This window comes from Streptomyces sp. NBC_01233 (assembly GCF_035989305.1).
In the GTDB taxonomy this organism is placed as follows: Bacteria; Actinomycetota; Actinomycetes; order Streptomycetales; family Streptomycetaceae; genus Streptomyces.
The window spans coordinates 5,332,329-5,357,210 of record NZ_CP108514.1; the positions used below are offsets into that span (position 1 = coordinate 5,332,329).

The window sequence follows — 24,882 nt, forward strand, 5'->3', positions numbered from 1 at the left end:
CCCCGCCCTTGTTTTGCCGGGGGCGGTCGGAGGGGTGGGGCCGGGCTCTAGGCTTGTCCCGACTGCTGTCGATGCTCGAAGAGGCGACTAGAAGATGAGCACGTACGGATCCTTCCCCGGCTCGCGGCCCCGCCGGCTGCGCACCACCCCGGCGATGCGGCGGATGGTCGCGGAGAACCGGCTGCACCCCTCGGACCTGATCCTCCCCGCGTTCGTACGGGAGGGCATCAGCGAGCCCCTGGCGATCTCCGCGATGCCGGGCGTCGTCCAGCACACCCGGGACACGCTGCGGAAGGCCGCCGTGGAGGCGGTCGAGGCGGGGGTCTCGGGCATCATGCTGTTCGGTGTTCCGGCCGACGAGAACAAGGACGCGCTGGGCACGGCGGGCACCGAGCCGGACGGGATCCTGCAGGTCGCGATCCGTGACGTGAAGGCCGAGGTCGGGGACGATCTGGTGATCATGTCCGACCTGTGTCTCGACGAGTACACCGATCACGGGCACTGCGGTGTGCTGGACGAGCACGGGCGTGTGGACAACGACGCGACGCTGGAGCGGTACGCCGAGATGGCGCAGGTCCAGGCCGACGCGGGGGTGCACGTGGTGGGCCCGAGCGGGATGATGGACGGCCAGGTCGGGGTCATCCGCGACGCGCTGGACGAGACCGGGCACGAGGACGTGTCCATCCTGGCGTACACGGCGAAGTACTCGTCGGCCTTCTACGGGCCCTTCCGCGAGGCCGTCGCCTCCTCGCTCCAGGGCGACCGCAAGACCTACCAGCAGGACCCGGCGAACGCGCGGGAGTCCCTGCGGGAGCTCGCCCTCGACCTGGAGGAGGGCGCCGACATGGTGATGGTCAAGCCTGCCGGTCCCTACCTCGACATCCTGTACCGGGTCGCGCAGGCGGTGGACGTCCCGGTGGCGGCGTACCAGATCAGCGGCGAGTTCGCGATGATCGAGGCGGCGGCGGAGAAGGGCTGGATCGAGCGCGACCGGGCCATCCTGGAGACCCTGCTGGGCATCAAGCGGGCGGGCGCCGACACGATCCTCACCTACTGGGCGACCGAGGTCGCCGGCTGGCTGCGCAACGACTGACCCGCGCTACGGCCGGTCGACGAGTCCGTGGAAGACGATGAAGTCGAAGACGACGGCGGCCGGGGCGGAGACGGCGAACCACACCCTGGCGGCGGCGTGGCGCCGCTGCCAGGGCAGCGCCCACGCGGCGAGCAGCAGGACCAGGACCACCGCCAGGCCGGACCCGAACACCGGGAAGGCGATGCCGTACGAGGCGTCGAACCGGTCGCTCGCCGCGTCACCGCAGGAGTCGCAGGCCATCGGGGACAACCCGACGAAGAAGAACGCGACGGCCGAGAGCGGCAGCGTCAGCAGGGTGGAGACGAGGGGCGCGGGGAACGCGCGGGGGTGGCGGGTGGTGTCCGGGGTCATGGATCCGGTGAACTCCGCAGGAAGAGCCCGAACGTGAGTGCGCATACTCAGGTGAATACCCCGCTGACCTGCGAATCTCGTAGGCGTACGTGCGTATGTGGCACGGCAGCGCCAACGAGGGGTGGACATGCAGGACGGCGATCTCAAGGTCTCGGAGGACGGCCTCACCAAGCTCGCTGACGACCTCGACCAGATGCAGGGTCATCTGGAGCGTCAGATCCGCGACATGGACCGGGTGGTCGACAGCATCGCGGCGGGCTGACAGGGGCCCACGGCCACGGCGCCCTGGCCGCCGCGGAACTCGGCATGGAAGTGAACCCGCCCGAGCCGTTCTCGTACGGAGCGTGGTTCCAGACGGTGGCGACGGCCCTGGCGAGCGGCTGACGGCTCCCACTCGCGATGCATCCTTCGCGGGCGCACTCTGGAGGGAAGGGTGACCCCCTGGAGGTGATGCACCATGGCTACGCTCGTCGGGTGGCATGTGGAGCTCGAATTCACCGAGGAGGGCCACCGCACCAGTGCGGCGGCCCTGGTCAGACTCGGGGACGGCTCCGAGATCAAGGCGCGGGGCTATGCCCTGCGTCACCCCTCCGACCCGGAGCAGCTGAGGGTCGGAGAAGAGATCGCGGGCGCTCGCGCGCTCATGGATCTCGCGTCGCAGATGCTGCAGAAGGCCCACGCCGAGATCGACGAGGCGACGGGCCGGCACTCCTATCCGCTCAAGGGTTGAGCGGGTACGTACGCACCGTCGGCGTGCTGAGGGGCTTCTCCCGGTGAGGAGCCCCTCAGCGGGTCCTGCTGCGGAACAGGACCGCGGACAGGGTCACGGCCACGGCCGTGATGCCCGCGCACCAGGTCAGGGCCACCCAGGGCGCGTCACCCGCGGGTTGCGCCAGGAGCAGTGCGCGCAGGGATTCGATCACGGGGGTCAGCGGCTGGTGGTCGGCGAACCCGTGCAGCCAGCCCGGCATGGTGTCGATGGGGACGAAGGCGCTGGACGGGTACGGCAGGAACATCATCAGGAAGGTGAAGCCGCCCGCCGCCTCCGGGGACTTGGCGAGCAGGCCGAGTGCGGCGGCCAGCCACGAGATCGCGGTGATGTACGTCAGCAGCAGGCCGGCCGCGGCGAGGAAGCCGGCCGGGCCCGCCTGGGGCCGGAAGCCGATCGCGAGGGCCACGGCGAGGACCAGGGTGGTGGAGATCAGGTTGCGCAGGACCGAGGCGGTGACGTGCCCGGCGAGGATCGGGATGCCGCCGATGTCGAGGGAGCGGAAGCGGTCGATGACGCCGTTCGTCATGTCCTCGGAGACGCTGACGGCGGTGCTCGCCGCGCCGAAGCCCGCGCAGAGCAGCATGGCGCCGGGGACCACGTACGTCACGTACGCCGTCCCGGTGTCGATGGCGCCGCCGAAGAAGTAGACGAAGATCAGCATCAGCATGACGGGCAGCATCAGGGCGCCGATCAGGGCGTCGGGCCGACGGCTGCTGATGCGCAGGCTGCGGCCGGCCAGGGTGAGGGCGCTCACGGGCATGGCGGTCATCGGTCGGCTCCCGTCAGGGTGAGGAACACGTCGTCGAGGGTGGCGGTGCGGACGGCGAAGCGGTCCACGGCGGTGCGGTCCGGATCGAGTTCGTCGAGCAGGGCGCGGACGTGGGCGGCGGTGCCGTCGGTGGGCAGGCCGAGGGTGAGCGCGTCGGGGTCGAGGTGGACGGCGCGCGGGGCGAGGGCCTCGTAGGCGGCGCCGGTGGCGAGGGTCAGGTCCAGGCGGTGTCCATCGACGCGGGCCTTGAGTTCGGCCGGGGTGCCCTCGGCGGCGATGCGGCCGCCGGCGAGGACGGCGACGCGGTCGGCGAGACGGTCGGCCTCTTCCAGGTACTGGGTGGTGAGCAGGACGGTGGTGCCGTCCGCGCGCAGTTCCCGTACGAGGTCCCACAGGTCCTGGCGGCTGCGCGGGTCGAGGCCGTTGGTCGGCTCGTCCAGGAAGACCACCTCGGGGCGGGAGACGAGGCTCGCGGCGAGGTCGAGGCGGCGGCGCATGCCGCCGGAGTACGTCTTCGCGGTGCGGCCGGCGGCTTCGGTGAGGCCGAACCGGGCGAGGAGTTCGTCGGCGCGGGTGCGGGCGGTGCGCGGGGAGAGACCGGCGAGGCGGCCCATCATGCGCAGGGTCTCGGCGCCGGTCAGGAGCTCGTCGAGGGCGGCGAACTGGCCGGTGAGGGAGATGAGTTCGCGGACGCGGGCCCGTGCGGTGACGGTGTCGTGGCCGCCGACGCGGGCGGTGCCGGCGTCGGCGGCGGTGAGGGTGGCGAGGATCCGGACGGTGGTGGTCTTCCCGGCGCCGTTGGGGCCGAGGAGGGCGAGGACGCTGCCGCGCGGGACGGCGAGGTCGATGCCGTCGAGGACGCGGAGGTCGCCGTAGGACTTGGTCAGGCCGGTGGCGTGGATTCCGAGGTCGCCGGAGGCGTGCGTGGTCATGGGGGATGGTGCTCCCTTCCCAGCTTCTGCGTATGCCTTACGCTCTTCTGTGTAAGTAATACACAGAACTAGGATGGGGGTCAATCGAGGAGTGGGCGGACATGGCGGACGAGGACAGCGCTACAGGGCTCCCGGCGAGCCTGGAAATGGCCTGGGGCTTGCGCGAACGCCCCGGCAAGGGGCCGCGTCCCACGCTCACGCTGCCCCGGATCGTGGAGGCGGCCGTGGCGCTGGCCGCCGCTGAGGGGGTGGACGCCGTCTCCATGGGCCGCGTGGCCAAGGAGCTGGGCGTCTCGACGATGTCCCTCTACCGGTACGTCGCCGCCAAGGAGGAGCTCTACGTCCTGATGGCCGACGCGGGCGTCGGCACCCCGCCGCCGCTGCCGCCCGAGGCGGAGGGGTGGGGCTGGCGCGAGCTGCTCACCGACTGGGCGTACGCGCAGCGGGCCGTCCTGATGGCCAACTCCTGGATCCTGCGCATCCCGATCACCGCCGCGCCCGTCTCCCCGAACCAGCTGGCCTGGATGGACCGGGGCCTCGCGTCCATGGCCGGCACATGCCTGAAGGAGGGCGAGAAGCTCTCGACGATCATCCTGATCGGCGGGCTGGTGCGGAACGAGGCCACGATGGCCGCCGACATGATGGACGCCATCATCAAGTCCGGGGTCGCCCCGGAGCAGGCGCTGGGTCAGTACGTGCGCACGCTGAAACTGCTGACCCGCCCGGACAGCCACCCGGCCGTGACGCGGCTGCTGGGCTCGGACGCCTTCACCGGCTCCGGCGAGCCGGACTTCCAGTTCCGCTTCGGCCTGGACCGCATCCTGGACGGGCTGGCCCCGCTGGTCGCCGAGCGGGCCGCCAGCTGACCGGGCCGCGGGGCGGTGCTACCGCCTGACCCAGCCGGTCAACGCCGCCCAGCTCGCCGGGGCGAGGTCCAGGACGGGGCCGTCCTGGACCTTCGAGTCCCTGACGTGCACCTGGGTCGGGGAGGCGGCCACCTCGACGCAGTCGCCGCCCTCACTGGCGCTGTAGCTGGACTTGAACCACGCGAGTGGGGTGCTCATGGGTCTCCTAGGAGCCGTTTCAACAGGTCCCTGGTTTCCTCGGGGTTGAGGGCCTGTGTCCGCAGCATCGCATACTTCATCGAGAGGATGCTGACCTCGTCGAGGTCGGAGACGACCAGGCTGCCGCGTTGCGTTTCGAGGTACGCAATGTGCTGATGCACCGGGGTTTCGAGCAGAACGAAGGGGCCGTCCAGGGCTGGATGGAGGGTGCGGTCCAGCGGGAGGATCTGGATGGACACCCCCGTCAGCTCGGAGCAGGTCAAGAGGTGGCGGAGCTGCTCGTGGAGTACTGCTCGGCCGCCCAGAGGGCATGTGAGGGCCGGTTCCCAGATGACGAAGCTGGCGACCATCGGCTTCTCGCGCCTCAGGGTGGTCTGACGGTCGAGTCGGGCCGCAGTCTGATCTGCGACCTCGCTGTCGGTGTACAGCGGGACGCGGCTGCGGAAGACCGCCTCCGCGTAGGCCTGGGCCTGGAGCAAGCCCGGAACTACCTGATTCTGGTACGAGGACAGCGTGACTGCCTTCTGCTCCAGGTTGATCAGCGGCTCGGCCCACGGCGGGATCACGTCGACCTGCGGCATCTTGTGCGCCGCGACCGTGAGCACCCCGGGCAGCCCCAGGACTTGGTCCATCAGCTCGGCGACGTTCGGCATCAGGGCGCGGCGGCCCTGTTCGATGGAGGCGATGGTCTCCGCGTCCAGCCGTACCAGTTCTCCGAGTTGCTTCTGGGTCAGGTTCTTGGCGATGCGGGCGGCGGCCACCATCGCGCCGACCATCTTCATGGTCGTTGCGTTTGGCCGTGCGCGTTTCCTCGGTGGCATGACAGCGAACTCCCCACCCATGCACATGGAATACCCCGTGCCGACTCGTACTCATCCATGAGTACGGGTCGACGTACTGCTCCACGCTAGTCACGGAACGCGACGATCGTCCCGTGAATCCAACTATTCAGGCGGCGCTCGTGCGCGATCGTCTCTACCTGCGCTCACCCCGATCCGTCGCAGCTGCGCGGCAGTTCACACGTGACACCTTGCGGGCGTGGGGCGTGGACGAACGCCCCGACGAAATGTTGCTCTGCGTGAGCGAGCTGGCCACCAACGCGCTGCGGTACGGGGTTCCGCGCGGCCGCGGGTACCTGCTGCGGCTGTTCGGCTTCGAGGACGCGACGATCCGGGTCGAGGTGCACGACGGCGGGCCCGGGTTGTCCCGGATCACCGGGCGGCCGCACGGACACGGCCTGACCCTCGTGGCCGCGCTCTCCGACGACTGGGGGGTGTTGGCCCGGACGCCCGGGAAGGTCGTCTGGTGCGAGTTCCGAAGGGGTGCCTGCTAGCTTCGGATGCTCGGAAGACGCATCAAGGGGGGCCAGTGTCACGTCCGTTGCGGTGGGCTGTCGTCATCGGGGGCACGGCGATCGTGTTCCTGCTCAGCTTCAAGCTGGGCCAGGCGGACCCCTTCGGCTGGTTGCCGGACAAGGACTCGGACAAGGTGGCGGCCGCCGCCGGCTTCGCCGGGGCCATGGCGGCGGCCTTCGGGCTGGCCGGGGCCTGGTGGGCGAGCAGCGGGCCGGGTGGCGCCGGTGCCGGGCAGACCGTCGTGCGGCAGCGGGCCCGCGCCTCCGGTACCGGTCAGATCACCCAGTCCGGTGGCAGCCCCGCTCCCGGTCTGCTGGACCAGAGGGCTCGGGCCGACGACGACTCCCGCGTGCAGCAGACCACCGGCACCGCCCCCGGCACGGGCACCGTCCCCGGCACGGGCACCGGCACCGGCAGCACCGCGCCCACCTCCTAGTGGGCAACGAGCAGTGGGCCCGCGCCGAGGGGAACGCGCGGATCACCCAGGTCGCCGGCGACCACATCACCTACGCGGCCGGCGCCGGCCCCGCGCCCCGGGCGCTGCTCGGCCTTCCCGACGCGCCCGCCGCCCTGGTCGGCCGCGACGGGACGGTCAAGGAACTGGTGGGACTGCTCGCGGAGGGCGGCCCGCCGGTCGTCGTGGTGGCGGGGCTGGCCGGGGTGGGCAAGAGCGCGCTGGCGGTGTCCACGGCCCACCGGGCCGTGGAACTGGGCTGGTTCGGCGACCGGGTGTTCTTCCTGTCGCTGCGCGGCTACGCCTCCGACGGCGGGGTGAGCGGGCCGCAGGCGGTCCAGGAGATGCTGCGCCACCTGGGGGTCCGCGACACGGACACGCCGGAGTCGCCGGAGGGCCGGGTTGCGCTGTACCGGGCGAGGCTGGCGGCCTTCGCGCAGGCCGGGCAGCGCGTGCTGATCGTGGCCGACGACGCGGGATCGGTCGGGCAGGTGCGTGACCTCGTACCGGCCGCGGAAACGCACCGGCTGCTGGTGACCTCGCGGCACCGGCTGGTGGCGCCAGGGTTCGCGGGGCGGGTGCTCCCGCTGGACGAGCTGGCGGAGGAGCCCGCGGCCGAGCTCCTCGCCGACGCGGTGCTGCGTGCGTGGCCGGACGACCCCCGGCCCGTACGGGAGCCCGAGGCACTGGCCGGGATCGCCCGGCGGTGCGGACGGCTGCCGCTGGCCCTCGCGGTGGCGGGGGCGGTGTTGGCGGGCGATCCCGGACTGTCCGCGGGGGAGCTGGCCCAGCGGCTGGCCGAGGCCCGGAGCCGGCTGGAGGCGCTGACCTTCGACGAGGGCGGCGTACCGGTGGGGGTGCGGGCCGCGTTCGACCTCTCGTACGCGCGGCTGCCCGCCGACCAGGCGCGGATCTTCCGGCTGCTGACCGTGAACCCCGGCCCGGACTGCCGCACGGAGTACGCCGGCCTGCTCACCGGCGAGGGCGAGGACGTGCGGCCCAAGCTGGCTGCCCTCGTACGGGCCAGCCTGCTGACCGAGCAGCCCGTCGGTTCGGGGCGGTGGCGGATGCACGACCTGCTGCGGTTGTACGCGCTGGAGCGGGGCGAGGAGTGCGCCGAGGAGGACGGGCGGGAGGAGGTGACCGACGCCTTCCTGGCCAACCTGGTGTTGAGCACCGGAGTGGCGCAGGAGCTCCTGGGAGTGAACAGTCCGGGCAGTAGCGGGCCGGGACTGCCTTCCGTGGCGCAGGCGCTGGACTGGCTCGACACGGAGCGGCCGATGCTGGTCGCCGCTGTGGGCTTCGCCGCCGATACCGGCCGGCTGGACACCGCCGTGGAACTGGCCGACCTCCTGGCCCCCTACCTCCAGCTCTACGGGCACGCGCAAGAACACTTGCTGATGGCGCGTCACGTACTTGCGGCCGTGCGCGCGACCGGCAGGCCCGGCAACCTCGCCGTCGCGGTGTGCGACCTCGGCAGCGCACTGTGCCAGGCGCACGACTATGCGGAGGCCGCCGACCGGCTGACGGAGGCACTCACCCGGTTCCGCGAGACCTCCGACCGGGAGGGGGAGGGCAGGGCGCTGCACCTGCTGGGCACCGCGTACAGCGGTGTGCGCCGTTACGGGGAGGCGCGGCAGGCTCACCAGGAAGCGTTGGACATCTACCGCCGGCTGGGGAGCCGGCACGCGGAAGCCGCGGTCCTGGTGACGCTGGGCGCCGACCTCCACTACCTGGGGCGGCTGGACGAGGCGATCGCCATGCACCGGCAGGCTCTCGCCCTCATGCGGGAGCTGGGCGACCGGCACCGCGAGGTCATCGCGCTGGACGCTCTCGGTGAGGCGCTCTCGGCGGCGGGACGGCGCGAGGAGTGCGTGGCCGTATGGGAAGAGGCACTCGTCATCGTGCGGGGTCTGGGCAACCGGACACGAGTGGCGTGGACCCTGACCTGGATCGCGTCCTCGCTGTTGCCCGTCGGGCCGGCGGACGAGGTGCGGGCCCGTTTCGAGGAGGCGCTGAGCCTCTTCAGGGCGGACGGTGACCGGCACGGCGAAGGCGTGGCGCTGATCAACCTGGGCGTGCTGCACCAGCTGGAGGGGCGGTGGACGCAGGCGCTGGAGGCGCACGAGCGGGCCTGCACGCTCTTGGACGTTGTGGGGGACAAGGCCGGCCAGGCCGGTGCGGTGCGGGCACTGGCCGGCACCCTGGGCGGTCTGGGCCGCCTTACGGAGGCAGAGGAGGGCTTCGAGCGGGCCTCGGCGGGCTTCGCAGCGGCCGGCGACGCGAAGCGGGAGGCGGAGTGCAGGCAGGAGGCCGCGGACGTGCGCGAGGCGTCCCTGCGGCCCCGCCGCTGGTGGCACCGGTTCACGAGGTGAGGGGGCGCACGGGGAGAACGTTCCCCGTGCGCCGGGTCGCATCAGGTCACCTCAGCCGGCCTCAGCCGGTCTGTTCCGGGGAGCTCGCCGTGATCACCGAGAAGACGCCGCCCTGGGGGTCGGCGAGGACGGCCATCCGGCCCGCCACCATGTCGAACGCCGGGGCCATGACGCTGCCTCCGGCCCGTACGGCGGCGGCCTGGATCTCGTCGACGCTGTCCACGTGGAAGTACGGCATCCAGTGCGGCGGCACCCCGGCCGGCAGCTTGGCCAGGTCCATCATCCCGCCGACCGCGCGGCCGTCGACCTGGAACTCGGTGTAGTCCCCGGCGCCCGGCATCTCGGAGTGGGCCGTGGTGACGGGCAGGACGGCGGTGTAGAAGGCGGCCGCGGCGGGGACGTCGGCGGTGTTCAGCTCGTTCCAGATGAGGGCGCCGTGCTCGTTGACGATCCCGGCGCCGTCGAAGGTGCCGGCCTGCCACAGGCCGACGGCCGCGCCGGTGGGGTCGGTGATCACGGCCATCCGGCCGAGGTCCATGACGTCCATCGCGCCCATCATCACCGAGCCGCCGGCGTCGGTGACCGACTTGAGGGTGGAGTCGAGGGAGTCGGTGGCCAGGTACGTGGTCCACGCGGTCGGCGGCATCGGGTCCGGGACGGTGCCGTCCGGGTTGCTCGCCTTCATGATGCCGGCGACCGGCTGGCCCTTGAGGGTGCAGACGGAGTAGCCGCCCTGCTCGGCCGGGCCGATCTCGCCCTGCCAGCCGAAGAGGTCGCAGTAGAAGTCGAGGGCCGCCTGCTGGTCGGGGACCATCAGGTCGATCCAGCAGGGGGTGCCGGGCTTGTAGGGGCCGTTCATGTCGGGCACGGGTGCCTCCGGGGGCGGATGGGGGAAGGACGGGCCGTCCCCTACCCGGCCCGCAGGGCCCGAACCGGCCCGAACGGGTGACGTCTGCGGCGCGCGGCGGACCGTCGCCTACTGCCAGAAGATCTCCTCCACCACGATCTGGGGCTCCGCCACCCGGGGAAGGAACGTGAACAGGATCCACCCGCGGTAGCCGTCGAAATACGCGATGTGCGGGCCGCGGGGCACGGTGGACCGCGCCGGCTCCACATGGTCGCCGCGGTACGGATTCCGGGCGGTCCGCAACTCGAAGAGGGCTTCCCAGAGCGCCTCGCGAGGCGCGGTGGCGAGGGCGAGCCGGTACTTCTCGGCGTCCTGCGTGCAGTCCAGGGCCCAAGGCGGCCCGGTGAACTCCTCGCTCACTCGCCGGGCTCCAGGTCGCGCAACTCGTGGCGGATGCGGGAGGCCTCGTCGAGGAGTTTGCGGGCCGCTTCGGCGTCCGTGGCCTCGGCTGCCCGGGCTTCGAGGTCATTGACGCGGCGGTCGAGCTCCGGGTCGCGGGCGAGGGCGTACTCCCCCCACCAGCGGGCCATGAACGCGGGAACGGGCCCGATGTCGTACGCGTCGGCGATCTGCTGTCGCCAGGCGGCGTCGAAGTCCGGCAGGAGGGCCGGGGCGTGGGCGGCTATGGCGGCGCGCAGGGCCTTCGGCGTGTACTCCGGCATCGGCGGCACTGATCCGCCGGGCGCAGGCGTCGCGGTCGTCATTTCCGGTTCCTCCTCGGATCGGACGCCTTCCACCCTAGCCGTCGGGCTCGGGCCCGGTCCGGGAAATGCGGCGGCCCCGCCGCCCGTGTGGGTGGCGGGGCCGCTGCTGTCGAGTGGCTCAGGCGGTGGTGCGGCGGCGGCGGCCGGTGCCCGCGACCAGGGCGGCGCCCATGGCGAGGGCCACGCCCGCGCCGCCGAGGGCCCAGGTGGTGGCCGAGTCGGCGCCGGTGGCGGCGAGTTCGCCGCCGGTGTGGCCGGTGGTGTTGTCGACGACCGGCTTCGCGCCGCCGTTCGGGTTCGGCTGGTTGCCGTTCCCGCCGGTGCTCGGGTCGGCGGCGACGATCTTCGTCAGGCGGGACTTGGAGCGCGACTGCGCCCACGGCGCCGGGGTGTCCGGGCCGACCTGGGACGAGCCCCAGGAGGAGATGCGCAGGTCGCCGAGCGGCGCGTCCGCCGTCAGGCGGATGCGGACCTGGATGTCGAAGCTCTGGCCGGCCGCGACGGGGCCGCCCGCCAGGTCGACCCCGAGGAACACGCCCTCCTCCTCGGACCGGATCTCGGCCTCGTGCCAGCCGGCCTTGCCGTTCTTGTCCTTGCTCAGGACCTCGACCTTGATCTGCGAAGCCTTCATCGGGACCCAGTCCGGCCGGGCCAGGACCAGGCCGACGTCGAAGCCGTCCAGGGCCTTCTTGCCGGAGTTGTCGACGCGGACGGACAGGTTGGTCCAGTCGCCGCCGGCCTTGACGGTCTCCGGTACGCCGTTCACCGCGAGCGCGGGGCCTTCGACGAACGGGTCCTCGTTCCCGTCCTCGGCGCCTTCGATCTTGGCGCCGTACCAGCTGCTGGGGCCGTACTTCCAGCCGTCGGCGCTGATGCTCACGGCGTCGGAGGCCATGTCGAAGTTGATGCGCGGGGCGTCCGCGGTGAAGCGGATGCGCACGTCGAGGTCGTAGCTGGCGCCGCGGTCGAGGGTGCCGACGGTGCCGATGAAGTAGTCGCTCATGCTGGTGGCGTCGGTGTCGTGGTCGAGCGCCGTGGCGGGCCACCAGTAGCTGCTGCCGTCCGTGCGGACGATGCGGGTCTCGATCTCGTAGTGGCCGGCCTTCAGCTTGCCGCCGGCCTTGTCGACCGAGAGGCGGGGCTGGAGCCCGTTGACCCAGTCGCCGCCCGAGTTGTCGACGCTCACCTTCAGCTGGGTCCAGTCGCCGCCCGGCTTGAAGCCGTTCTTCGGGATGCCTGCGACGGTGACGTCGGGGCCCATCATGATGCCGTCGGAGTCGGCGTGCTGCTTGTCCGCGGCGGGCTTGGCGTCCTTCGCGGGCTGCTCGGCGGGCGCCGGGGCCGGGGTGGTCGGCGCGGGCGACCCGACGACGGGCGCGGGCTTGTCCGCGACCGGCTTCTCGGCGACGGGCTTGTCCGCTCCGGGCTTCTCGGCACCGGGCGTCTCGACGACGGGCGTGGTCGGCGCACCGGCGTCGGCGGTGGCGTCGTCCTTCGGCGCCACGTCAGGAACGATCACGGCCGGCTGGTCGGCGGCCATGGCGGGCGTGGCGGTCAGGATGGTCGGTCCGGCCACGGCGACCGCGGCGACCGCGGCCATGCGCTTGATCTTCTTCATTTGTTTCCCCCCAGAAATCTTCTTTTGAACATGATCAGATTAGTAGGGGTGGCGGGAAAGTTGACGGCCTAAACATCACGAAACGCCAACGACCCCGGCAGCGGCTGCCGGGGTCGTTGACCTTTGGTGCGTTCTGTCCGGAGTCCGGATGTCAGAGCTTCTCGGGCGTCCGGATCCCGAGGAGGGACATGCCCTTGGTGAGGGTGCGGGCGGTCAGCTCGCACAGGAACAGGCGGTTCTCGCCCACGACGAGCTCCGGCTCCGGCTTCACGACCGGGCACTGGTCGTAGAACGTCGTGTACAGCGAGGACAGCTGGTAGAGGTACGCGGCCAGCTTGTGCGGGGCGTGCTCCGCGGCCGCCTCGGCGATGAGCTCACCGAAGTGGTCCAGGTGCAGGCCCAGCGCACGCTCGGCCGGGGCCAGCTCCAGCTCCGGGTGGGCCATTGCCTTGCGGTCGCCCGCATTGCGCAGGATGGACTTGATCCGGGCGTACGCGTATTGGAGGTACACGGAGGTGTCGCCGTTGAGCGAGACCATCTGGTCCAGGTCGAACTTGTAGTCGCGCGCGGCCGAGGTCGACAGGTCGGCGTACTTGACCGCGCCGATGCCCACATACTGGCCGTTCTCGACGATCTCCGCCTCGGTCAGGCCCACCTTCTCGGCCTTGTCGCGCACGACGGCCGTAGCACGGTCGACGGCCTCGTCCAGCAGGTCCACCAGCCGGACCGTCTCGCCCTCACGGGTCTTGAACGGCTTGCCGTCCTTGCCGAGGACCGTGCCGAAGGCCAGCTGCACGGCCTTGACCTCGTCGTTCAGCCAGCCGGCGCGGCGGGCCGTCTCGAAGACCATCTTGAAGTGCAGGGACTGCCGCGCGTCGACCACGTAGATCAGCTCGGTCGCGCCCAGGTTGCCCACGCGGTCGCGGATCGCCGACAGGTCGGTGGCCGCGTAGCCGAAGCCGCCGTCCGACTTCTGCACGATCAGCGGGGTCGGGTTGCCGTCCGGGCCCTTGATGTCGTCGAAGAACACGCACAGCGCGCCGTTGGAGCGGACGGCCACGCCCGACTCCTCCAGCAGCTTGCACGTCTCGACCAGCATGTCGTTGTAGCCGGACTCGCCGACCACGTCGGGGTCCTGGATGTCCATGTCCAGCTTGTTGAAGACGGAGTAGAAGTAGATCTTCGACTCGTCCACGAACCGCTGCCAGAGGGAGAGCGTCTCCGGCTCGCCCGCCTGGAGGTCCACCACCCGGGCCCGGGCGCGCGTCTTGAACTCCTCGTCGGAGTCGAACAGGGCGCGCGAGGCCTTGTAGAGGCGGTTGAGGTTGGACATGGCCTCCTCGCCGGAGACCTCCTCGTCGGACTTGTGGTCCAGCTCGTGCGGGTGCTCCAGCAGGTACTGGATGAGCATGCCGAACTGGGTGCCCCAGTCGCCGATGTGGTGGCGGCGGACCACCTTCTCGCCCGTGAACTCCAGGATCTCCACCATCGCCGCGCCGATGACCGCCGACCGCAGGTGCCCGACGTGCATCTCCTTGGCCACGTTCGGCTGCGCGTAGTCGATCACCGTGGTGCCCGGGTTCGCCGCGAGCGGGACGCCGAGCCGGTCGTCGCCGGCCCGGGCGGCGAGGGTCTCGATGATCGCCCGGTCGGTGATGGTGATGTTCAGGAAGCCCGGGCCCGAGACCTCGATCTCCTGGATCAGGTCACCGGTCGGGATGCCCTCGACCACGGTCGTCGCCAGCTCGCGGGGGTTGGCCTTGGCCTTCTTCGCGAGCGCCAGGATGCCGTTGGCCTGGAAGTCGGCCCGGTCGCTTCGTCGCAGCATGGGGTCTCCCCAGCCCGAAGGGCGAGGGGAAGGGTCGGCACTGTCGGAGCCTGCCTTCGGCATCGCCGCCGCGAGGGCGTCCGCGACGCGCTGATTGACGGAAGAAGCGAGGGAAGGGACCGAGGCCATGAGCTGCCGTTCCTGTGAGGTTGTGCCGGTGGGTGCACTTGGTTGTTCCGACAAGAGCCGAGTATCCCACGCGGGGGCAACCCGTTTCCCGTGGGAAAAGCAACCCCCGAGCGTCCTGTTCCGTCTGGGAGAATGGCTGAAGCCAGCATTCGAGATAGAAGGACGTGTCGTGGCTCAGAGCAGCACCGAGACCGACTGGGTCTCCCGTTTCGCGGACGAGGTCATCGCCGAGGCGGAGCGCCGAGCACCCGGCAAACCTGTCGTCGTCGCGTCCGGACTCTCCCCCTCCGGCCCCATCCACCTGGGCAACCTCCGCGAGGTCATGACCCCGCACCTGGTCGCGGACGAGATCCGCCGCCGGGGCATCGAGGTCCGCCACCTCATCTCCTGGGACGACTACGACCGGTACCGCAAGGTGCCCGCAGGCGTGCCCGGCATCGACGAGTCGTGGGCCCAGCACATCGGGCGCCCGCTGACCGCCGTACCCGCGCCGGCCGGGTCCGCGTACCCGAACTGGGCCGAGCACTTCAAGGCCGTCTTCGTCGAGGCGCTGGCCGAGATGGGCGTCGAGTACGACCCGATCAGCCAGACCGAGCAGTACACGAACGGCGTCTACCGCGAGCAGGTGCTGTTCGCGATGAAGCACCGCGGCGACATCGACGCGGTCCTCGACCAGTACCGCACCAAACAGAAGCCGGGCGGCAAGAAGCCCCAGCAGAAGCAGGTCGACGAGGCCGAGCTGGAGGCCGCTGAGGGCTCCGGCGCGGCAGCCGAGGACGACGGCAGCACCGGCGAGGGCGGGTACTTCCCGTACAAGCCGTACTGCGGCGAGTGCGGCAAGGACTTCACCAAGGTCACCTCGTACGACGACGAGACCACCGAGATGACCTACGTCTGCACCGAGGACGAGTTCACCGAGACGGTCAAGCTCAGCGAGTTCAACCGCGGCAAGCTCGTCTGGAAGGTCGACTGGCCCATGCGCTGGGCCTACGAGGGCGTCATCTTCGAGCCCTCCGGCGTCGACCACTCCTCGCCCGGCTCGTCCTTCCAGGTCGGCGGCCAGATCGTGCACATCTTCGGCGGCGAGCAGCCGATCGGACCGATGTACGCCTTCGTCGGCATCAGCGGCATGGCGAAGATGTCCTCCAGCAAGGGCGGGGTCCCCACCCCGGCCGACGCGCTGAAGATCATGGAGCCGCAGCTGCTGCGCTGGCTGTACGCGCGCCGCCGCCCCAACCAGTCCTTCAAGATCGCCTTCGACCAGGAGATCCAGCGGCTCTACGACGAGTGGGACAAGCTGGAGGCCAAGGTCGCCGACGGCTCCGTCCTGCCCGCCGACGCCGCCGCGCACACCCGCGCCGTGCGCACCGCCGCCGCCGAGCTGCCGCGCACCCCGCGGCCGATGCCGTACCGGACGCTCGCGTCCGTCGTCGACATCACCGCCGGGCACGACGAGCAGACCCTGCGCATCCTGACGGACCTCGACCCGTCGCAGCCGCTCACCTCGCTCGACGAGGTACGGCCGCGCCTGGACCGCGCCGAGAACTGGATCACCACCCAGGTCCCGGCCGACCAGCGCACCCTCGTACGCGAGGAGCCCGACACCGAGCTGCTGTCGTCCCTGGACGACGAGGGCCGCGAGTCGCTGCGGCTGCTGCTGGAGGGCCTCGACTCCCACTGGTCCCTCGACGGGCTGACCACGCTCGTCTACGGCGTCCCGAAGGTCATGGCCGGGCTGGAGCCCGACGCCAAGCCGACGCCCGAGCTCAAGGTCGCCCAGCGGACGTTCTTCGCGCTGCTGTACCGGCTCCTCGTGACCCGGGAGACCGGGCCGCGACTGCCCACGCTGCTGCTGGCGGTGGGCGCGGACCGGGTGCGCAAGCTGCTCGCCGTCTGAGCCCGGGCTCCGCACGCATGCGGAAGGGCCCGCACCCCTCGGGCCTCGGGGTGCGGGCCCTTCCGCATGGTCAGGCGATCAGGCGATGGACGATCCGCTCGACCGCTCAGGCGATGTGCTCGGCCTCGCGGTCCTTGTTGTAGCGCAGCTTGAACGCCGGGATCATCCGGCGGAGCAGGGAACCGCTGCGCGGATGGGTCACGCCGTACCCGTCCGAGAGGTGTATGTCGAGGGCCTCGGCCGACGGGTAGTCCTGCTTCTCGTCGGACAGCGCACAGAACACCTTGTACGCGACCTCGGCGAACTCGGTCTCGTCGGGCGTCTCCGGGCCTTCCTCCGGGGACTGCTGGGCCTGGGCGGCCTGCTGCTGGACCTGGGCGACCGGGGAGCCCTGGAGCCCCTGGATGCCCTGGATGCCCTCCTCCTGGCGGGGCGCCGGGATCGGAAGGTCCTGCTGCACCGGCTGCTGCTCCTCCGGCCCCATCGGGGGCAGGACCGGAGTCGGCTCCAGCCCCTCGACGTACTGGGGGTTGTAGCCGCCCTCGTACGCCGCCTGCGGAGCCTTCGGCGCGGCGAACCACGCACTGTTGTGGGCCGCCGGCATCGCCGTCGGCTCCACCGCGAACGGCGGCGGGCCGTGCATCACGGCGGGCGCGGCCGGGACCGCACCCACGCCCTGAGCCTCGGCGGCCTGCCGGGCCTGCTCCGCCTGCTGGGCGAACCCCGGCGCGCCCGCCGCGGCCACCAGGGCCGGCGCACCGGCCGCACCCTGCTGATCCAGCGGGGGCAGCACCGCCGGCTCGATGCCCGTCACCGCCAGCGCCTCCGGCGCCGTCTCCTTGAGCGGCACACCGATCCGGGCCAGCTTCAGCGGCATCAGCGCCTCCACCGGAGCCTTGCGCCGCCAGGAACGCCCGTACCGCGCCTGCAGGCGGGCCTGGTAGATCAGCCGGTCCTGCTCCATGGCGACCGCCTGCTCGTACGAGCGCAGCTCCCACAGCTTCATCCGGCGCCACAGCTTGAACGTGGGTATCGGCGACAGCAGCCACCGCGTGATGCGCACGCCCTCCATGTGCCGGTCCGCGGTGATGTCCGCGATCCGGCCCACCGCGTGCCGGGCCGCCTCCACCGTCACCACGAACAGGATCGGGATCACGGCGTGCATGCCGACACCCAGCGGGTCCGGCCAGGAAGCCGCACCGTTGAAGGCGATCGTCGCCGCCGTCAGCAGCCACGCCGTCTGGCGCAGCAGCGGGAAGGGTATGCGCAGCCACGTCAGCAGCAGGTCCAGCGCGAGCAGCACGCAGATGCCCGCGTCGATGCCGATCGGGAACACCAGCGAGAAGCTGCCGAAGCCCTTCTGCTCCGCGAGGGTGCGCACCGCGGCGTACGAGCCCGCGAAGCCGATCCCCGCGATGACCACGGCTCCCGCGACCACGACGCCGATGAGTATCCGGTGCGTACGAGTCAGCTGCATCGCGGCCACCCGCGATCCCCTCCCCTTGTCGAGCACATACCGAGCGCTGAGCACTTACCGAGCTGCGGCAGGCACAGCGTACGGGTGACTGGATGTCAGTGCCCCAGGAGGCCCCGCCCCGCCACCACCACCGCTGCTGCCGGGGCTGCGGCTACTGCTGTGGCTGCGGCGACTGCGACTGCGGCTGCTCCGCCTGCTGCTTGTTGGCGGCGTCGACCGAGGCCACGGCCTCCTTGGCCGCCGCGACGGCGTCCTGGAGCAGCTTCGCCTGGTCCGGAGCACCGGCACCCTCGTACGCGGCACCGTTGTAGTCGAGCGTGACCACCACGTTCTGGGTGCGCGCCACGACCGTCGTGTTGAAGAAGTCGACGTCCTTCTTGACGCTGTAGACGACCGACGTCCCCTGGTCGCCGGTCCCCTCCGTGGCCTCGGCCTTCAGGTTCTGCGCACCCTCGGTCGCCTTCGCCTTCTCGACCTGCTTGTTGTACTCCTCCTCGGCGCGCTTGTTGGCGCTGCCGAGCGAGGCGTGCGAGTCGGCGCGGAAGAAGGAGAGCGACAGCCAGCGGTACTGCGAACCCTTCAGACCGTCCGAGTCCAGGCCGTTCCAGGAGCAGCTGGCACGGCTGGCCAGGTCGTTCGACTTGGCCGCCGTACCGTTCTTGTCCTTCGCCTCCGGAACGACCGTGTCTATCGTCGCCGACTGGAGCGCCTTGCAGGGGTCCGGAAGCGTGGCGTACGCCGCCTTCTCCAGCTCGGGGGAGGACTTCGCGTTGGGCTTGGCCGACGAGGAGGCAGTGGACTTCTTGCCGCCGTTCGAGCCCGAGTCCTTGCCCGAGTCGGACGAGCACCCGGCGACGGTGAGGATCACCGGGACGGCTGCACAGGCGAGAACGCGGGTGAGACGCGAGGCTGATCGGTGCATGGTTCCTTCAGTGCGTGTGAGGGTCATCTTCGGACGCGGGACCCGGGCAACGGTAGCCCGAGCGGGTGCCCGCCTGCTGTGCGCGGCGTCACGCCCGGCCGCGGCGGGCGCCGCTCACTCGGCCAAACGCTCGACCAGAGCCTGCGCCAACTGCCGTGCCCTGTCCTGGGTTTCCGCACTCGGCGGGACCGTACCGGGCAGGGAGGGCTGCACGCTGTACTCGACCTTGACGATGACATTCGAGGTACGGAACACAATCCGCACGGTGCGCGCCTGCGCGGCGGTGGCCCCCGCAGGACTCAGCTTGTCCTCGATGAAGGCATCGCTGCCGAGGCCGTCCAGGACGCGGGAGCCGAGCTCGACCGGCGCGGACGGGCTCCCGGCGGGGGACGGCGCTCCGGGGGACGGCGCTCCGGCGGAGGGCGTGGCCGCGGCCGTGGCGGCGGTCGTGGGAGCGGCGGGAGCCGAGGGAGTCGGGCTCGTGGCCGGGCCGGGGAAGGGCAGTTTCGCGTCGGTGAGCAGGCGTACGTAGACCTGCTTCGCCTTGTCGTCGTCGCTGGTGGCGGCCCGGTCGTACGAGACCACGCGCTCGAAGCCGACCGACAGCAGCCGCGTCTCCTCCGGCGTCTGCGCGGTCCAGCGGCAGCCGACGTGCCGGTCGCCGTCGTAGGAGGCGTCCGCGACGCCGGCGTACAGCTGGTCGCGCTGCTCGGGGGTGAGGCTGTCGCCGGCCGGCAGCATGGCCTTGAGCTCCTTGCTGTCGACGCCGGCCTTGCAGGGCGCGGGCAGACTGCGGTACTTCCCCGGCTGGGCGGGCGCGGCGGGATTGCCGCCGGCCTTCGAGTCGCTGGTGCCGCCGCCGCTGCTCCCGCCGGTGCACCCGGTCAGACCGAGCGCGCCGGCCGCGAGCGCGGTGAGCACCGCGATGCCTGGCAGGATCCGCGACCCTCGCCGTACCGCCTTGCGCTGCACGTCCACTGGCTCCCTTCGACCGGCGGGCCCCCGACGGTCAGGAAAATGCGTTGCCGCTACTTGGTCACGGCTGGACACAATGTCTATCGCACACGCTGGTGCTGGCGCCGGTCCCCTGTCGCATTTGGGACCAAGAGCGAAGCTTTTTGCGCATTCTGACTTTTCTGTAGTTTTCGGGGGATTGATTCCATATGTCGTATGTAGAGGTACCCGGGGCGAACGTCCCCATCCGGATGTGGACCGACCCGGCGTCGGTCGAGGACGGCGCGATGCAGCAGCTGCGCAACGTCGCCACCCTCCCGTGGATCAAGGGCCTGGCCGTCATGCCGGACGTCCACTACGGCAAGGGCGCCACGGTCGGCTCGGTGATCGCCATGAAGGACGCGGTCTGCCCGGCGGCGGTGGGTGTGGACATCGGCTGCGGCATGTCGGCGGTGAAGACGTCCCTGACGGCGAACGACCTGCCGGGGGACCTGTCCAAGCTCCGCTCGAAGATCGAGCAGGCGATCCCGGTGGGGGCCGGGATGCACCGCGAGGCGGTGGATCCGGCGCGGTTGTACGGGTTCACGGAGGCGGGCTTCGGGGACCTGTGGGAGCGCTTCGACTACGTCGCGGATGCGGTGAAGTTCCGGCGGGACCGGGCGATGCGGCAAATCGGAACTCTAGGCTCCGGAAATCATCATATCGAACTGAATATCGATGACGAGGGAGCGGTGTGGCTGACCCTGCACTCGGGATCCCGTGGCATCGGCAACCAGCTGGCAGAGCACCACATCGGTATCGCGCGGGGTCTCTCGCACAACCAGGGGCTGATTGACCGGGATCTCGCGGTGTTCCTTGCGGCAACCCCGGAGATGGCTGCGTACCGGCACGACCTCTACTGGGCGCAGGAGTACGCCAAGTACAACCGCGCAGTGATGATGAGCCTGTTCAAGGAGGTCCTGCGCCGGGAGTTCCGCAAGGCGAAGGTCTCCTTCGGCCAGGAGATCAGCTGCCACCACAACTACGTGGCGGAGGAGCGGTACGACGGCATGGACCTGCTGGTCACCCGCAAGGGTGCGATCCGTGCCGGGAGCGGTGACTACGGGATCATCCCCGGCTCGATGGCGACCGGCACGTACATCGTGAAGGGCCTCGGCAACAAGGCCGCGTTCAACTCGGCCTCGCACGGCGCGGGCCGGAGGATGAGCCGTACGGCGGCGAAGAAGAGGTTCTCGTCGCGCGACCTGGTGGAGCAGACCCGTGGTGTCGAGTGTCGCAAGGACTCCGGCGTCGTAGACGAGATTCCGGCGGCGTACAAGCCGATCGAGCAGGTCATGGAGCAGCAGCGCGACCTGGTCGAGGTCGTGGCCAAGCTGAGGCAGGTCGTTTGCGTCAAGGGCTGAGCTGGCGGCCTGCCGGAACGGCAGAAGGCCCGGAACCCTGTGGGGTTCCGGGCCTTCCTTGTGCTGGGAGTGTCAGTGCCCGGGCCACGGGCCGCAGCCCGTGCGGAGGCGCGTGAGGCGCTGCCTGGCCTGGAAAGGGCTCGGCTGGCTCAGCCCTCGTCCCCGTCGAGGAGGCGGTCCACGGGGAGTTCGAGGGTGATGCCGATGGATTCGGGGAGGGGGACGGACGTGCCGCGCTTGAAGGCCTTGCGGGAGCGGTATTCGCCGCCGCGGGGGTCGGTGTGGAGCACGACTTCGTCGTGGCGTCGGTCGGCGACCAGGTAGATCGGGATGCCGGCCTGGGCGTAACAGTCGACCTTGGTGCCGAGGTCGTCAGACCAATTGGACGAGGTGACCTCCACGACCATGCGGAAGATGTGGGGTGCGAAGCAGTTCTTCTCGACGTGCGCATCGCGATAGTCGGACTCGACGAGCGAGAGGTCCGGAATCGCGAAGTCGGTCGGCCCCGACGGCAGCCACAGGCCGATGCCCTGGAGGTATTTGAGGCCAGCCCGTCGGGCCCCGGCTGTGAAGAGCTCCTCGATGAGCCAGGTCAAGGATTCGGCGTGAGGTCCGTCGGCAGGTGGTGTCACGGTGAGCCTCCCCTGGAGAATTTCCACTCGGTGCCCGGGAAGCTCCCTGGAGAGTCGATCGGCGGCCTCCGCGATCGTGGTCTCGTGCTGTATCACGGCCATAGCTTCCTCCCTTTCGTGGCTCACGCTTTCGGAGGGTAGCCGCGCCCGCTGACATTTCGCGCGGATTCACCCATACGGACCTGGGGTGCGCGGGCAGTCAACTTCCCTGTATGGCAGGAGGATTGACGGTCGATTTGGTCTAGACCAGAGTGTGCGGCATGGGGAGATCTCGCGTGTTTCCGGCCGCGCTCGCGTCGTTGTCGCTCGCTCTGGGGGCCGCCGGGGCCGCGCAGGCGGGGGTGGGGTTGCCGGCCGTCGTGGCGCATGTGCCGACGCAGGAGAGGGTCGTCTTCCTCACGATCGACGACGGGTGGCACCACGATCCGGAGGCGGCCCGGATCCTGCTGGAGAAGCGGGTGCCGGTGTCGTTGTTCCTGCTGCCCGGGGCGACCTCGTACGACACCGGGTACTTCACCCGGCTCGTGGAGGACGGGCGGGCGGGTGTGGAGAACCACACCGTCAACCATCCGGATCTCACCACGCTCGACGCGGTCGGGAAGGATGCCGAGGTGTGCGGGGCCGGGGAGCGCATCGAGGCCGGCTTCGGGCGGGCGCCGAAGCTGCTGCGGCCGCCCTACGGGGCCGTGAACGACGAGGTGCGGCTCGCGGCCAAGGCGTGCGGGGTGAAGGCGCTCGTCACGTGGACGCACGACTTCACCACCTGGGGCGGGACGCCGCCCACGCCGCGGCTGCAGGCCGGGGACATCGTGCTGCTGCACTTCACGCCGACGCTGGCGGCGGACCTGGAGCGGGCGCTGGGCGCGGCCGGGGCCGCGGGGCTGAAGCCCGCGGCCCTGATGCCGCACCTGAAGGCGGCCGGGCTCGTGTAGAGGGCCAGAGGGCCTAGTGCTGCTCCGCGGAAGTTCGTGGAGGGGTGTTGATCAGGCCGCCTTGAGTGGGGTGCCCTCGTAGGTCCAGCGGTAAGGCTTGGCCGTGTCGTTGTGCTTGATCACGTAGGTCTCCAGCTTGTTGATCAGGTCGTCGCGGCTGGCGAAGTCGCCGTTCCGCAGGACCCGGCGGGTCAGGGCGGAGAAGAACAGCTCGGCCTGGTTGAGCCAGGAGGCGTGCGGTGGGGTCCAGTGAACGTGCCAGCGCGGATGCGCGGCCAGCCATGCCTTGGTGTGCTTGGCGGTGTGGGAGGAGCCGTTGTCGAGCACTACGTGGATCTCCTTGTCGGGGGCAATGGCCCGGTCCAGCTGGTCCAGGAACGCGGTGAAGGTCGCCGCGTCATTGCGGGCGATCACCTCGGTGAGCACTTCGCCACTGGTCACCTCCAAGGCGGCGACCAGGGAAGCGGTGCCGTGGCGCCGGTACTCGAACTCCTGGCGGGCGAACTCGCCAGGAGCGGCGGGGCGCCCGGGATACCGGCGCGAGCGGGCGGCGATCGCGGTCTTCTCGTCGATCGAGAGCACCACCACGCCCTCGGGCGGGTCGAGGTAGAGGGCGCACACGTCCGCCGCGCGTTCCCAGAAGTCGGGGGTGTCGCGGCGGGTGAGCCAGCCGCGGACCTTGTGCGGCTTCAGGTCCAGGTCCGCCAGGATCCGCCCGACCTGCGACGCGGAGACCGGCGCGAAGCAGGTGCCCGCAATCTGTGCGGCGATGGTCCGGTGCGACCAGGTCGCCTCCGGGTGCGGCGGAGCACTGGTCGCCGTGGCCACGATCGCCACCCGCACGTGGGGCCCGTAGATCTTCGGCCGTCCGGACCGCCCGGCGTCCCGCAGCCCGTCCAGCCCGCTGGCGGCGAACCGGCCCCGCCACTTGCGTACCGTGTTCACGCTGACCTCCAGCTCCCGCGCTATCGCGCCGTTGGCTCGCCCGTCCGCCGCCGCGAGCACGATCTTGGCCCGCAGCGCTGCCCGCACCTGCGACTTCGGCGAGCAGACCGTTCGTGCCAGCCGCTCACGAACCTCCGGCCCGAGCACCACCGCAACCGCCGTCCCCACCCGTCCTTCACACTGCACGGCAGACGATCATGGCGGACCGGTGCCACACCCGGCAGGATGGGCCCGTGCCGAAGAACCCCCCGGAATCGATGCAGCACCACCTGCGCCAGCGCCTGAACACCCACGCCCAGGCCCGCTGGCCGCAGCTGGCCCGGGTCCACGTCCGCTTCCGCGCCGGATTCGCCTGCGTAGCAGCCGAGCTGAAGGACGGGGAGGAACTACCCCTGTGCCGCCTGCGCTTCACCGGCGTCCTGCACACCTGGGGCTTCGCCCTCTACCTCGCCAGCCGCGGCGGATACCAGGACAACTACCTGCCCACAGGGTTGCCCATCGGCAGTCCCGAAGACTGCCTCGACTGCGCCGGCGGCCTTTACCTCGACACCCCCGCCTGACCGACCCCAACACCCCTCCACGAACTTCCGCGGAGCAGCACTAGAGCTCGCGGTGGACCTTCGTGTTCGAGGCCTGGGCGCGGGGGCGGACCACGAGGAGGTCGATGTTGACGTGGCTGGGGCGGGTCACCGCCCAGGTGATGGTGTCGGCCACGTCGTCGGCGGAGAGGGGGTCGGGGACGCCCGCGTAGACCTTTTCCGCCTTCTCGGCGTCGCCGCGGAAGCGGGTCTTCGCGAACTCCTCCGTCTTGACCATGCCGGGGGCGATCTCGATGACGCGTACGGGCTGGCCGACGATCTCCAGGCGGAGGGTCTCGGCGAGGACGCGGGCGCCGTTCTTGGCCGCGACGTAGCCGGCGCCGCCCTCGTACGTGGAGTGGCCGGCGGTGGAGGAGAGGATCACGATCGTGCCGTCGCCGGAGGCGGTGAGGGCGGGGAGGAGGGCCTGGGTGACGTTGAGGGTGCCGATGACGTTGACCTCGTACATCGTGCGCCAGTCGGCGGGGTCGCCGGTGGCGACGGGTTCGGCTCCGATGGCGCCGCCCGCGTTGTTGACGAGCACGTCGCAGCGGTCGAGGGAGGCAGCGAAGGCGTCGACGGCGGCGCGGTCGGTGACGTCGAGGGCGTGGGCGGCCGCGGAGCGGCCGGCGTCGGTGAGCTCGGCGGCGAGGGCCTCGATGCGGTCCTTGCGGCGGGCCGTGAGGACGACGTGGTAGCCGGCGGCGGCGAGCTGCCGGGCGGTGGCCGCGCCGATCCCGCTGCTCGCGCCGGTGACTACGGCGGTTCGGGTGGCCGGTGCCGTGCTCATC

27 protein-coding genes are annotated in these 24,882 nt (G+C 70.9%); 11 read left to right on the forward strand and 16 right to left on the reverse strand.

Annotated elements, in window-relative coordinates:
• Window positions 1-94: 94 nt before the first annotated feature.
• Window positions 95-1,093 carry a porphobilinogen synthase gene (gene hemB / locus OG332_RS25375; protein WP_327415640.1) on the forward strand — a complete coding sequence of 333 codons (999 nt, stop codon included), beginning with the start codon at window positions 95-97 and terminating at the stop codon, window positions 1,091-1,093.
• A 6-nt stretch (window positions 1,094-1,099) separates the two neighbouring features.
• Here hemB and OG332_RS25380 read toward each other — a convergent pair whose 3' ends face one another.
• A complete protein-coding gene (locus tag OG332_RS25380) occupies window positions 1,100-1,489 on the reverse strand; it encodes a hypothetical protein (protein WP_327415641.1) in 390 nt (129 codons plus the stop codon).
• Between the two features lie 82 nt (window positions 1,490-1,571).
• Between OG332_RS25380 and OG332_RS25385 the strand changes: the two genes are divergently transcribed.
• Together OG332_RS25385 and OG332_RS25390 are read left to right on the forward strand one after the other, a co-directional pair.
• Entirely contained in the window at window positions 1,572-1,706 is a 135-nt protein-coding gene (locus OG332_RS25385) for a hypothetical protein (protein ID WP_327415642.1), read from the forward strand.
• 195 nt (window positions 1,707-1,901) lie between these two features.
• Entirely contained in the window at window positions 1,902-2,174 is a 273-nt protein-coding gene (locus OG332_RS25390) for a DUF1876 domain-containing protein (protein WP_327415643.1), read from the forward strand.
• 55 nt (window positions 2,175-2,229) lie between these two features.
• On the opposite strand, the gene OG332_RS25395 is transcribed toward OG332_RS25390, so the two are convergent.
• Entirely contained in the window at window positions 2,230-2,985 is a 756-nt protein-coding gene (locus tag OG332_RS25395) for an ABC transporter permease (protein ID WP_442816204.1), read from the reverse strand.
• On the reverse strand, window positions 2,982-3,917 hold the full coding sequence (locus OG332_RS25400) for an ABC transporter ATP-binding protein (RefSeq protein WP_327415644.1): 936 nt from the start codon (window positions 3,915-3,917) through the stop codon (window positions 2,982-2,984). The genes OG332_RS25395 and OG332_RS25400 overlap by 4 nt, the downstream gene beginning before the upstream one ends.
• Before the next feature lie 101 nt (window positions 3,918-4,018).
• Between OG332_RS25400 and OG332_RS25405 the strand changes: the two genes are divergently transcribed.
• A complete protein-coding gene (locus OG332_RS25405; RefSeq protein ID WP_327415645.1) occupies window positions 4,019-4,783 on the forward strand; it encodes a TetR/AcrR family transcriptional regulator in 765 nt (254 codons plus the stop codon).
• An 18-nt stretch (window positions 4,784-4,801) separates the two neighbouring features.
• Here OG332_RS25405 and OG332_RS25410 read toward each other — a convergent pair whose 3' ends face one another.
• Both OG332_RS25410 and OG332_RS25415 read right to left on the reverse strand, forming a co-directional pair.
• On the reverse strand, window positions 4,802-4,981 hold the full coding sequence (locus tag OG332_RS25410) for a DUF397 domain-containing protein (protein WP_327415646.1): 180 nt from the start codon (window positions 4,979-4,981) through the stop codon (window positions 4,802-4,804).
• The gene (locus OG332_RS25415) at window positions 4,978-5,763 is read right to left on the reverse strand and encodes a helix-turn-helix domain-containing protein (protein WP_327415647.1); all 786 of its coding nucleotides are present in this window, start codon (window positions 5,761-5,763) and stop codon (window positions 4,978-4,980) included. Before OG332_RS25415 ends, OG332_RS25410 begins: the two co-directional genes overlap by 4 nt.
• A gap of 179 nt (window positions 5,764-5,942) precedes the next feature.
• Between OG332_RS25415 and OG332_RS25420 the strand changes: the two genes are divergently transcribed.
• The 3 genes from OG332_RS25420 to OG332_RS25430 are packed head-to-tail and all read left to right on the forward strand — an operon-like array spanning window position 5,943 to window position 9,165.
• Window positions 5,943-6,314 (forward strand): ATP-binding protein, encoded by a 372-nt coding sequence (locus OG332_RS25420; protein WP_327415648.1) that lies wholly within the window; start codon window positions 5,943-5,945, stop codon window positions 6,312-6,314.
• A 35-nt stretch (window positions 6,315-6,349) separates the two neighbouring features.
• A complete protein-coding gene (locus tag OG332_RS25425) occupies window positions 6,350-6,772 on the forward strand; it encodes a hypothetical protein (protein WP_327415649.1) in 423 nt (140 codons plus the stop codon).
• Window positions 6,772-9,165 carry a tetratricopeptide repeat protein gene (locus OG332_RS25430; RefSeq protein WP_327415650.1) on the forward strand — a complete coding sequence of 798 codons (2,394 nt, stop codon included), beginning with the start codon at window positions 6,772-6,774 and terminating at the stop codon, window positions 9,163-9,165. The genes OG332_RS25425 and OG332_RS25430 overlap by 1 nt, the downstream gene beginning before the upstream one ends.
• 61 nt (window positions 9,166-9,226) lie before the next feature.
• Here the strand turns inward: OG332_RS25430 and OG332_RS25435 are convergent, their stop codons facing one another.
• The 5 genes from OG332_RS25435 to argS all read right to left on the reverse strand — a co-directional run bounded on the left by OG332_RS25435 (window position 9,227) and on the right by argS (window position 14,351).
• Entirely contained in the window at window positions 9,227-10,024 is a 798-nt protein-coding gene (locus OG332_RS25435; protein ID WP_327419367.1) for a VOC family protein, read from the reverse strand.
• A gap of 117 nt (window positions 10,025-10,141) precedes the next feature.
• Window positions 10,142-10,432, reverse strand: coding sequence for a hypothetical protein (locus tag OG332_RS25440; protein WP_327415651.1), 291 nt, complete (start codon window positions 10,430-10,432; stop codon window positions 10,142-10,144).
• Window positions 10,429-10,776 carry a DUF6247 family protein gene (locus OG332_RS25445; RefSeq protein WP_327415652.1) on the reverse strand — a complete coding sequence of 116 codons (348 nt, stop codon included), beginning with the start codon at window positions 10,774-10,776 and terminating at the stop codon, window positions 10,429-10,431. Before OG332_RS25445 ends, OG332_RS25440 begins: the two co-directional genes overlap by 4 nt.
• A gap of 118 nt (window positions 10,777-10,894) precedes the next feature.
• Window positions 10,895-12,394: a hypothetical protein gene (locus tag OG332_RS25450; RefSeq protein ID WP_327415653.1), complete on the reverse strand. Its 1,500-nt coding sequence runs from the start codon at window positions 12,392-12,394 to the stop codon at window positions 10,895-10,897.
• A gap of 151 nt (window positions 12,395-12,545) precedes the next feature.
• A complete protein-coding gene (gene argS, locus OG332_RS25455; protein WP_327415654.1) occupies window positions 12,546-14,351 on the reverse strand; it encodes an arginine--tRNA ligase in 1,806 nt (601 codons plus the stop codon).
• Window positions 14,352-14,520: 169 nt separating this feature from the next.
• Between argS and lysS the strand changes: the two genes are divergently transcribed.
• Complete coding sequence (lysS, locus tag OG332_RS25460) at window positions 14,521-16,248, forward strand: lysine--tRNA ligase (RefSeq protein WP_327415655.1); 1,728 nt, start codon at window positions 14,521-14,523, stop codon at window positions 16,246-16,248.
• 106 nt (window positions 16,249-16,354) lie between these two features.
• On the opposite strand, the gene OG332_RS25465 is transcribed toward lysS, so the two are convergent.
• From OG332_RS25465 to OG332_RS25475, 3 genes are all read right to left on the reverse strand, one after another.
• On the reverse strand, window positions 16,355-17,734 hold the full coding sequence (locus OG332_RS25465; protein ID WP_327415656.1) for a DUF2637 domain-containing protein: 1,380 nt from the start codon (window positions 17,732-17,734) through the stop codon (window positions 16,355-16,357).
• Between the two features lie 142 nt (window positions 17,735-17,876).
• On the reverse strand, window positions 17,877-18,647 hold the full coding sequence (locus tag OG332_RS25470; protein WP_327415657.1) for a DUF3558 family protein: 771 nt from the start codon (window positions 18,645-18,647) through the stop codon (window positions 17,877-17,879).
• A 114-nt stretch (window positions 18,648-18,761) separates the two neighbouring features.
• Window positions 18,762-19,619: a DUF3558 domain-containing protein gene (locus OG332_RS25475; protein ID WP_327415658.1), complete on the reverse strand. Its 858-nt coding sequence runs from the start codon at window positions 19,617-19,619 to the stop codon at window positions 18,762-18,764.
• 191 nt (window positions 19,620-19,810) lie between these two features.
• Here OG332_RS25475 and OG332_RS25480 point away from each other — a divergent pair, with 191 nt between their 5' ends.
• A complete protein-coding gene (locus OG332_RS25480; RefSeq protein WP_327415659.1) occupies window positions 19,811-21,004 on the forward strand; it encodes an RtcB family protein in 1,194 nt (397 codons plus the stop codon).
• Window positions 21,005-21,153: 149 nt separating this feature from the next.
• Here OG332_RS25480 and OG332_RS25485 read toward each other — a convergent pair whose 3' ends face one another.
• Window positions 21,154-21,738, reverse strand: a complete 585-nt coding sequence (locus OG332_RS25485; protein WP_327415660.1) for a Uma2 family endonuclease — start codon at window positions 21,736-21,738, stop codon at window positions 21,154-21,156.
• A gap of 158 nt (window positions 21,739-21,896) precedes the next feature.
• Here OG332_RS25485 and OG332_RS25490 point away from each other — a divergent pair, with 158 nt between their 5' ends.
• Window positions 21,897-22,568 (forward strand): polysaccharide deacetylase family protein, encoded by a 672-nt coding sequence (locus tag OG332_RS25490; protein ID WP_327415661.1) that lies wholly within the window; start codon window positions 21,897-21,899, stop codon window positions 22,566-22,568.
• A 51-nt stretch (window positions 22,569-22,619) separates the two neighbouring features.
• Here OG332_RS25490 and OG332_RS25495 read toward each other — a convergent pair whose 3' ends face one another.
• On the reverse strand, window positions 22,620-23,681 hold the full coding sequence (locus OG332_RS25495; protein ID WP_327411887.1) for an IS630 family transposase: 1,062 nt from the start codon (window positions 23,679-23,681) through the stop codon (window positions 22,620-22,622).
• A 65-nt stretch (window positions 23,682-23,746) separates the two neighbouring features.
• Between OG332_RS25495 and OG332_RS25500 the strand changes: the two genes are divergently transcribed.
• Window positions 23,747-24,073: a hypothetical protein gene (locus tag OG332_RS25500; RefSeq protein WP_327411886.1), complete on the forward strand. Its 327-nt coding sequence runs from the start codon at window positions 23,747-23,749 to the stop codon at window positions 24,071-24,073.
• A gap of 40 nt (window positions 24,074-24,113) precedes the next feature.
• On the opposite strand, the gene OG332_RS25505 is transcribed toward OG332_RS25500, so the two are convergent.
• Window positions 24,114-24,881: an SDR family oxidoreductase gene (locus tag OG332_RS25505; protein WP_327415662.1), complete on the reverse strand. Its 768-nt coding sequence runs from the start codon at window positions 24,879-24,881 to the stop codon at window positions 24,114-24,116.
• Window position 24,882: the final 1 nt, after the last annotated feature.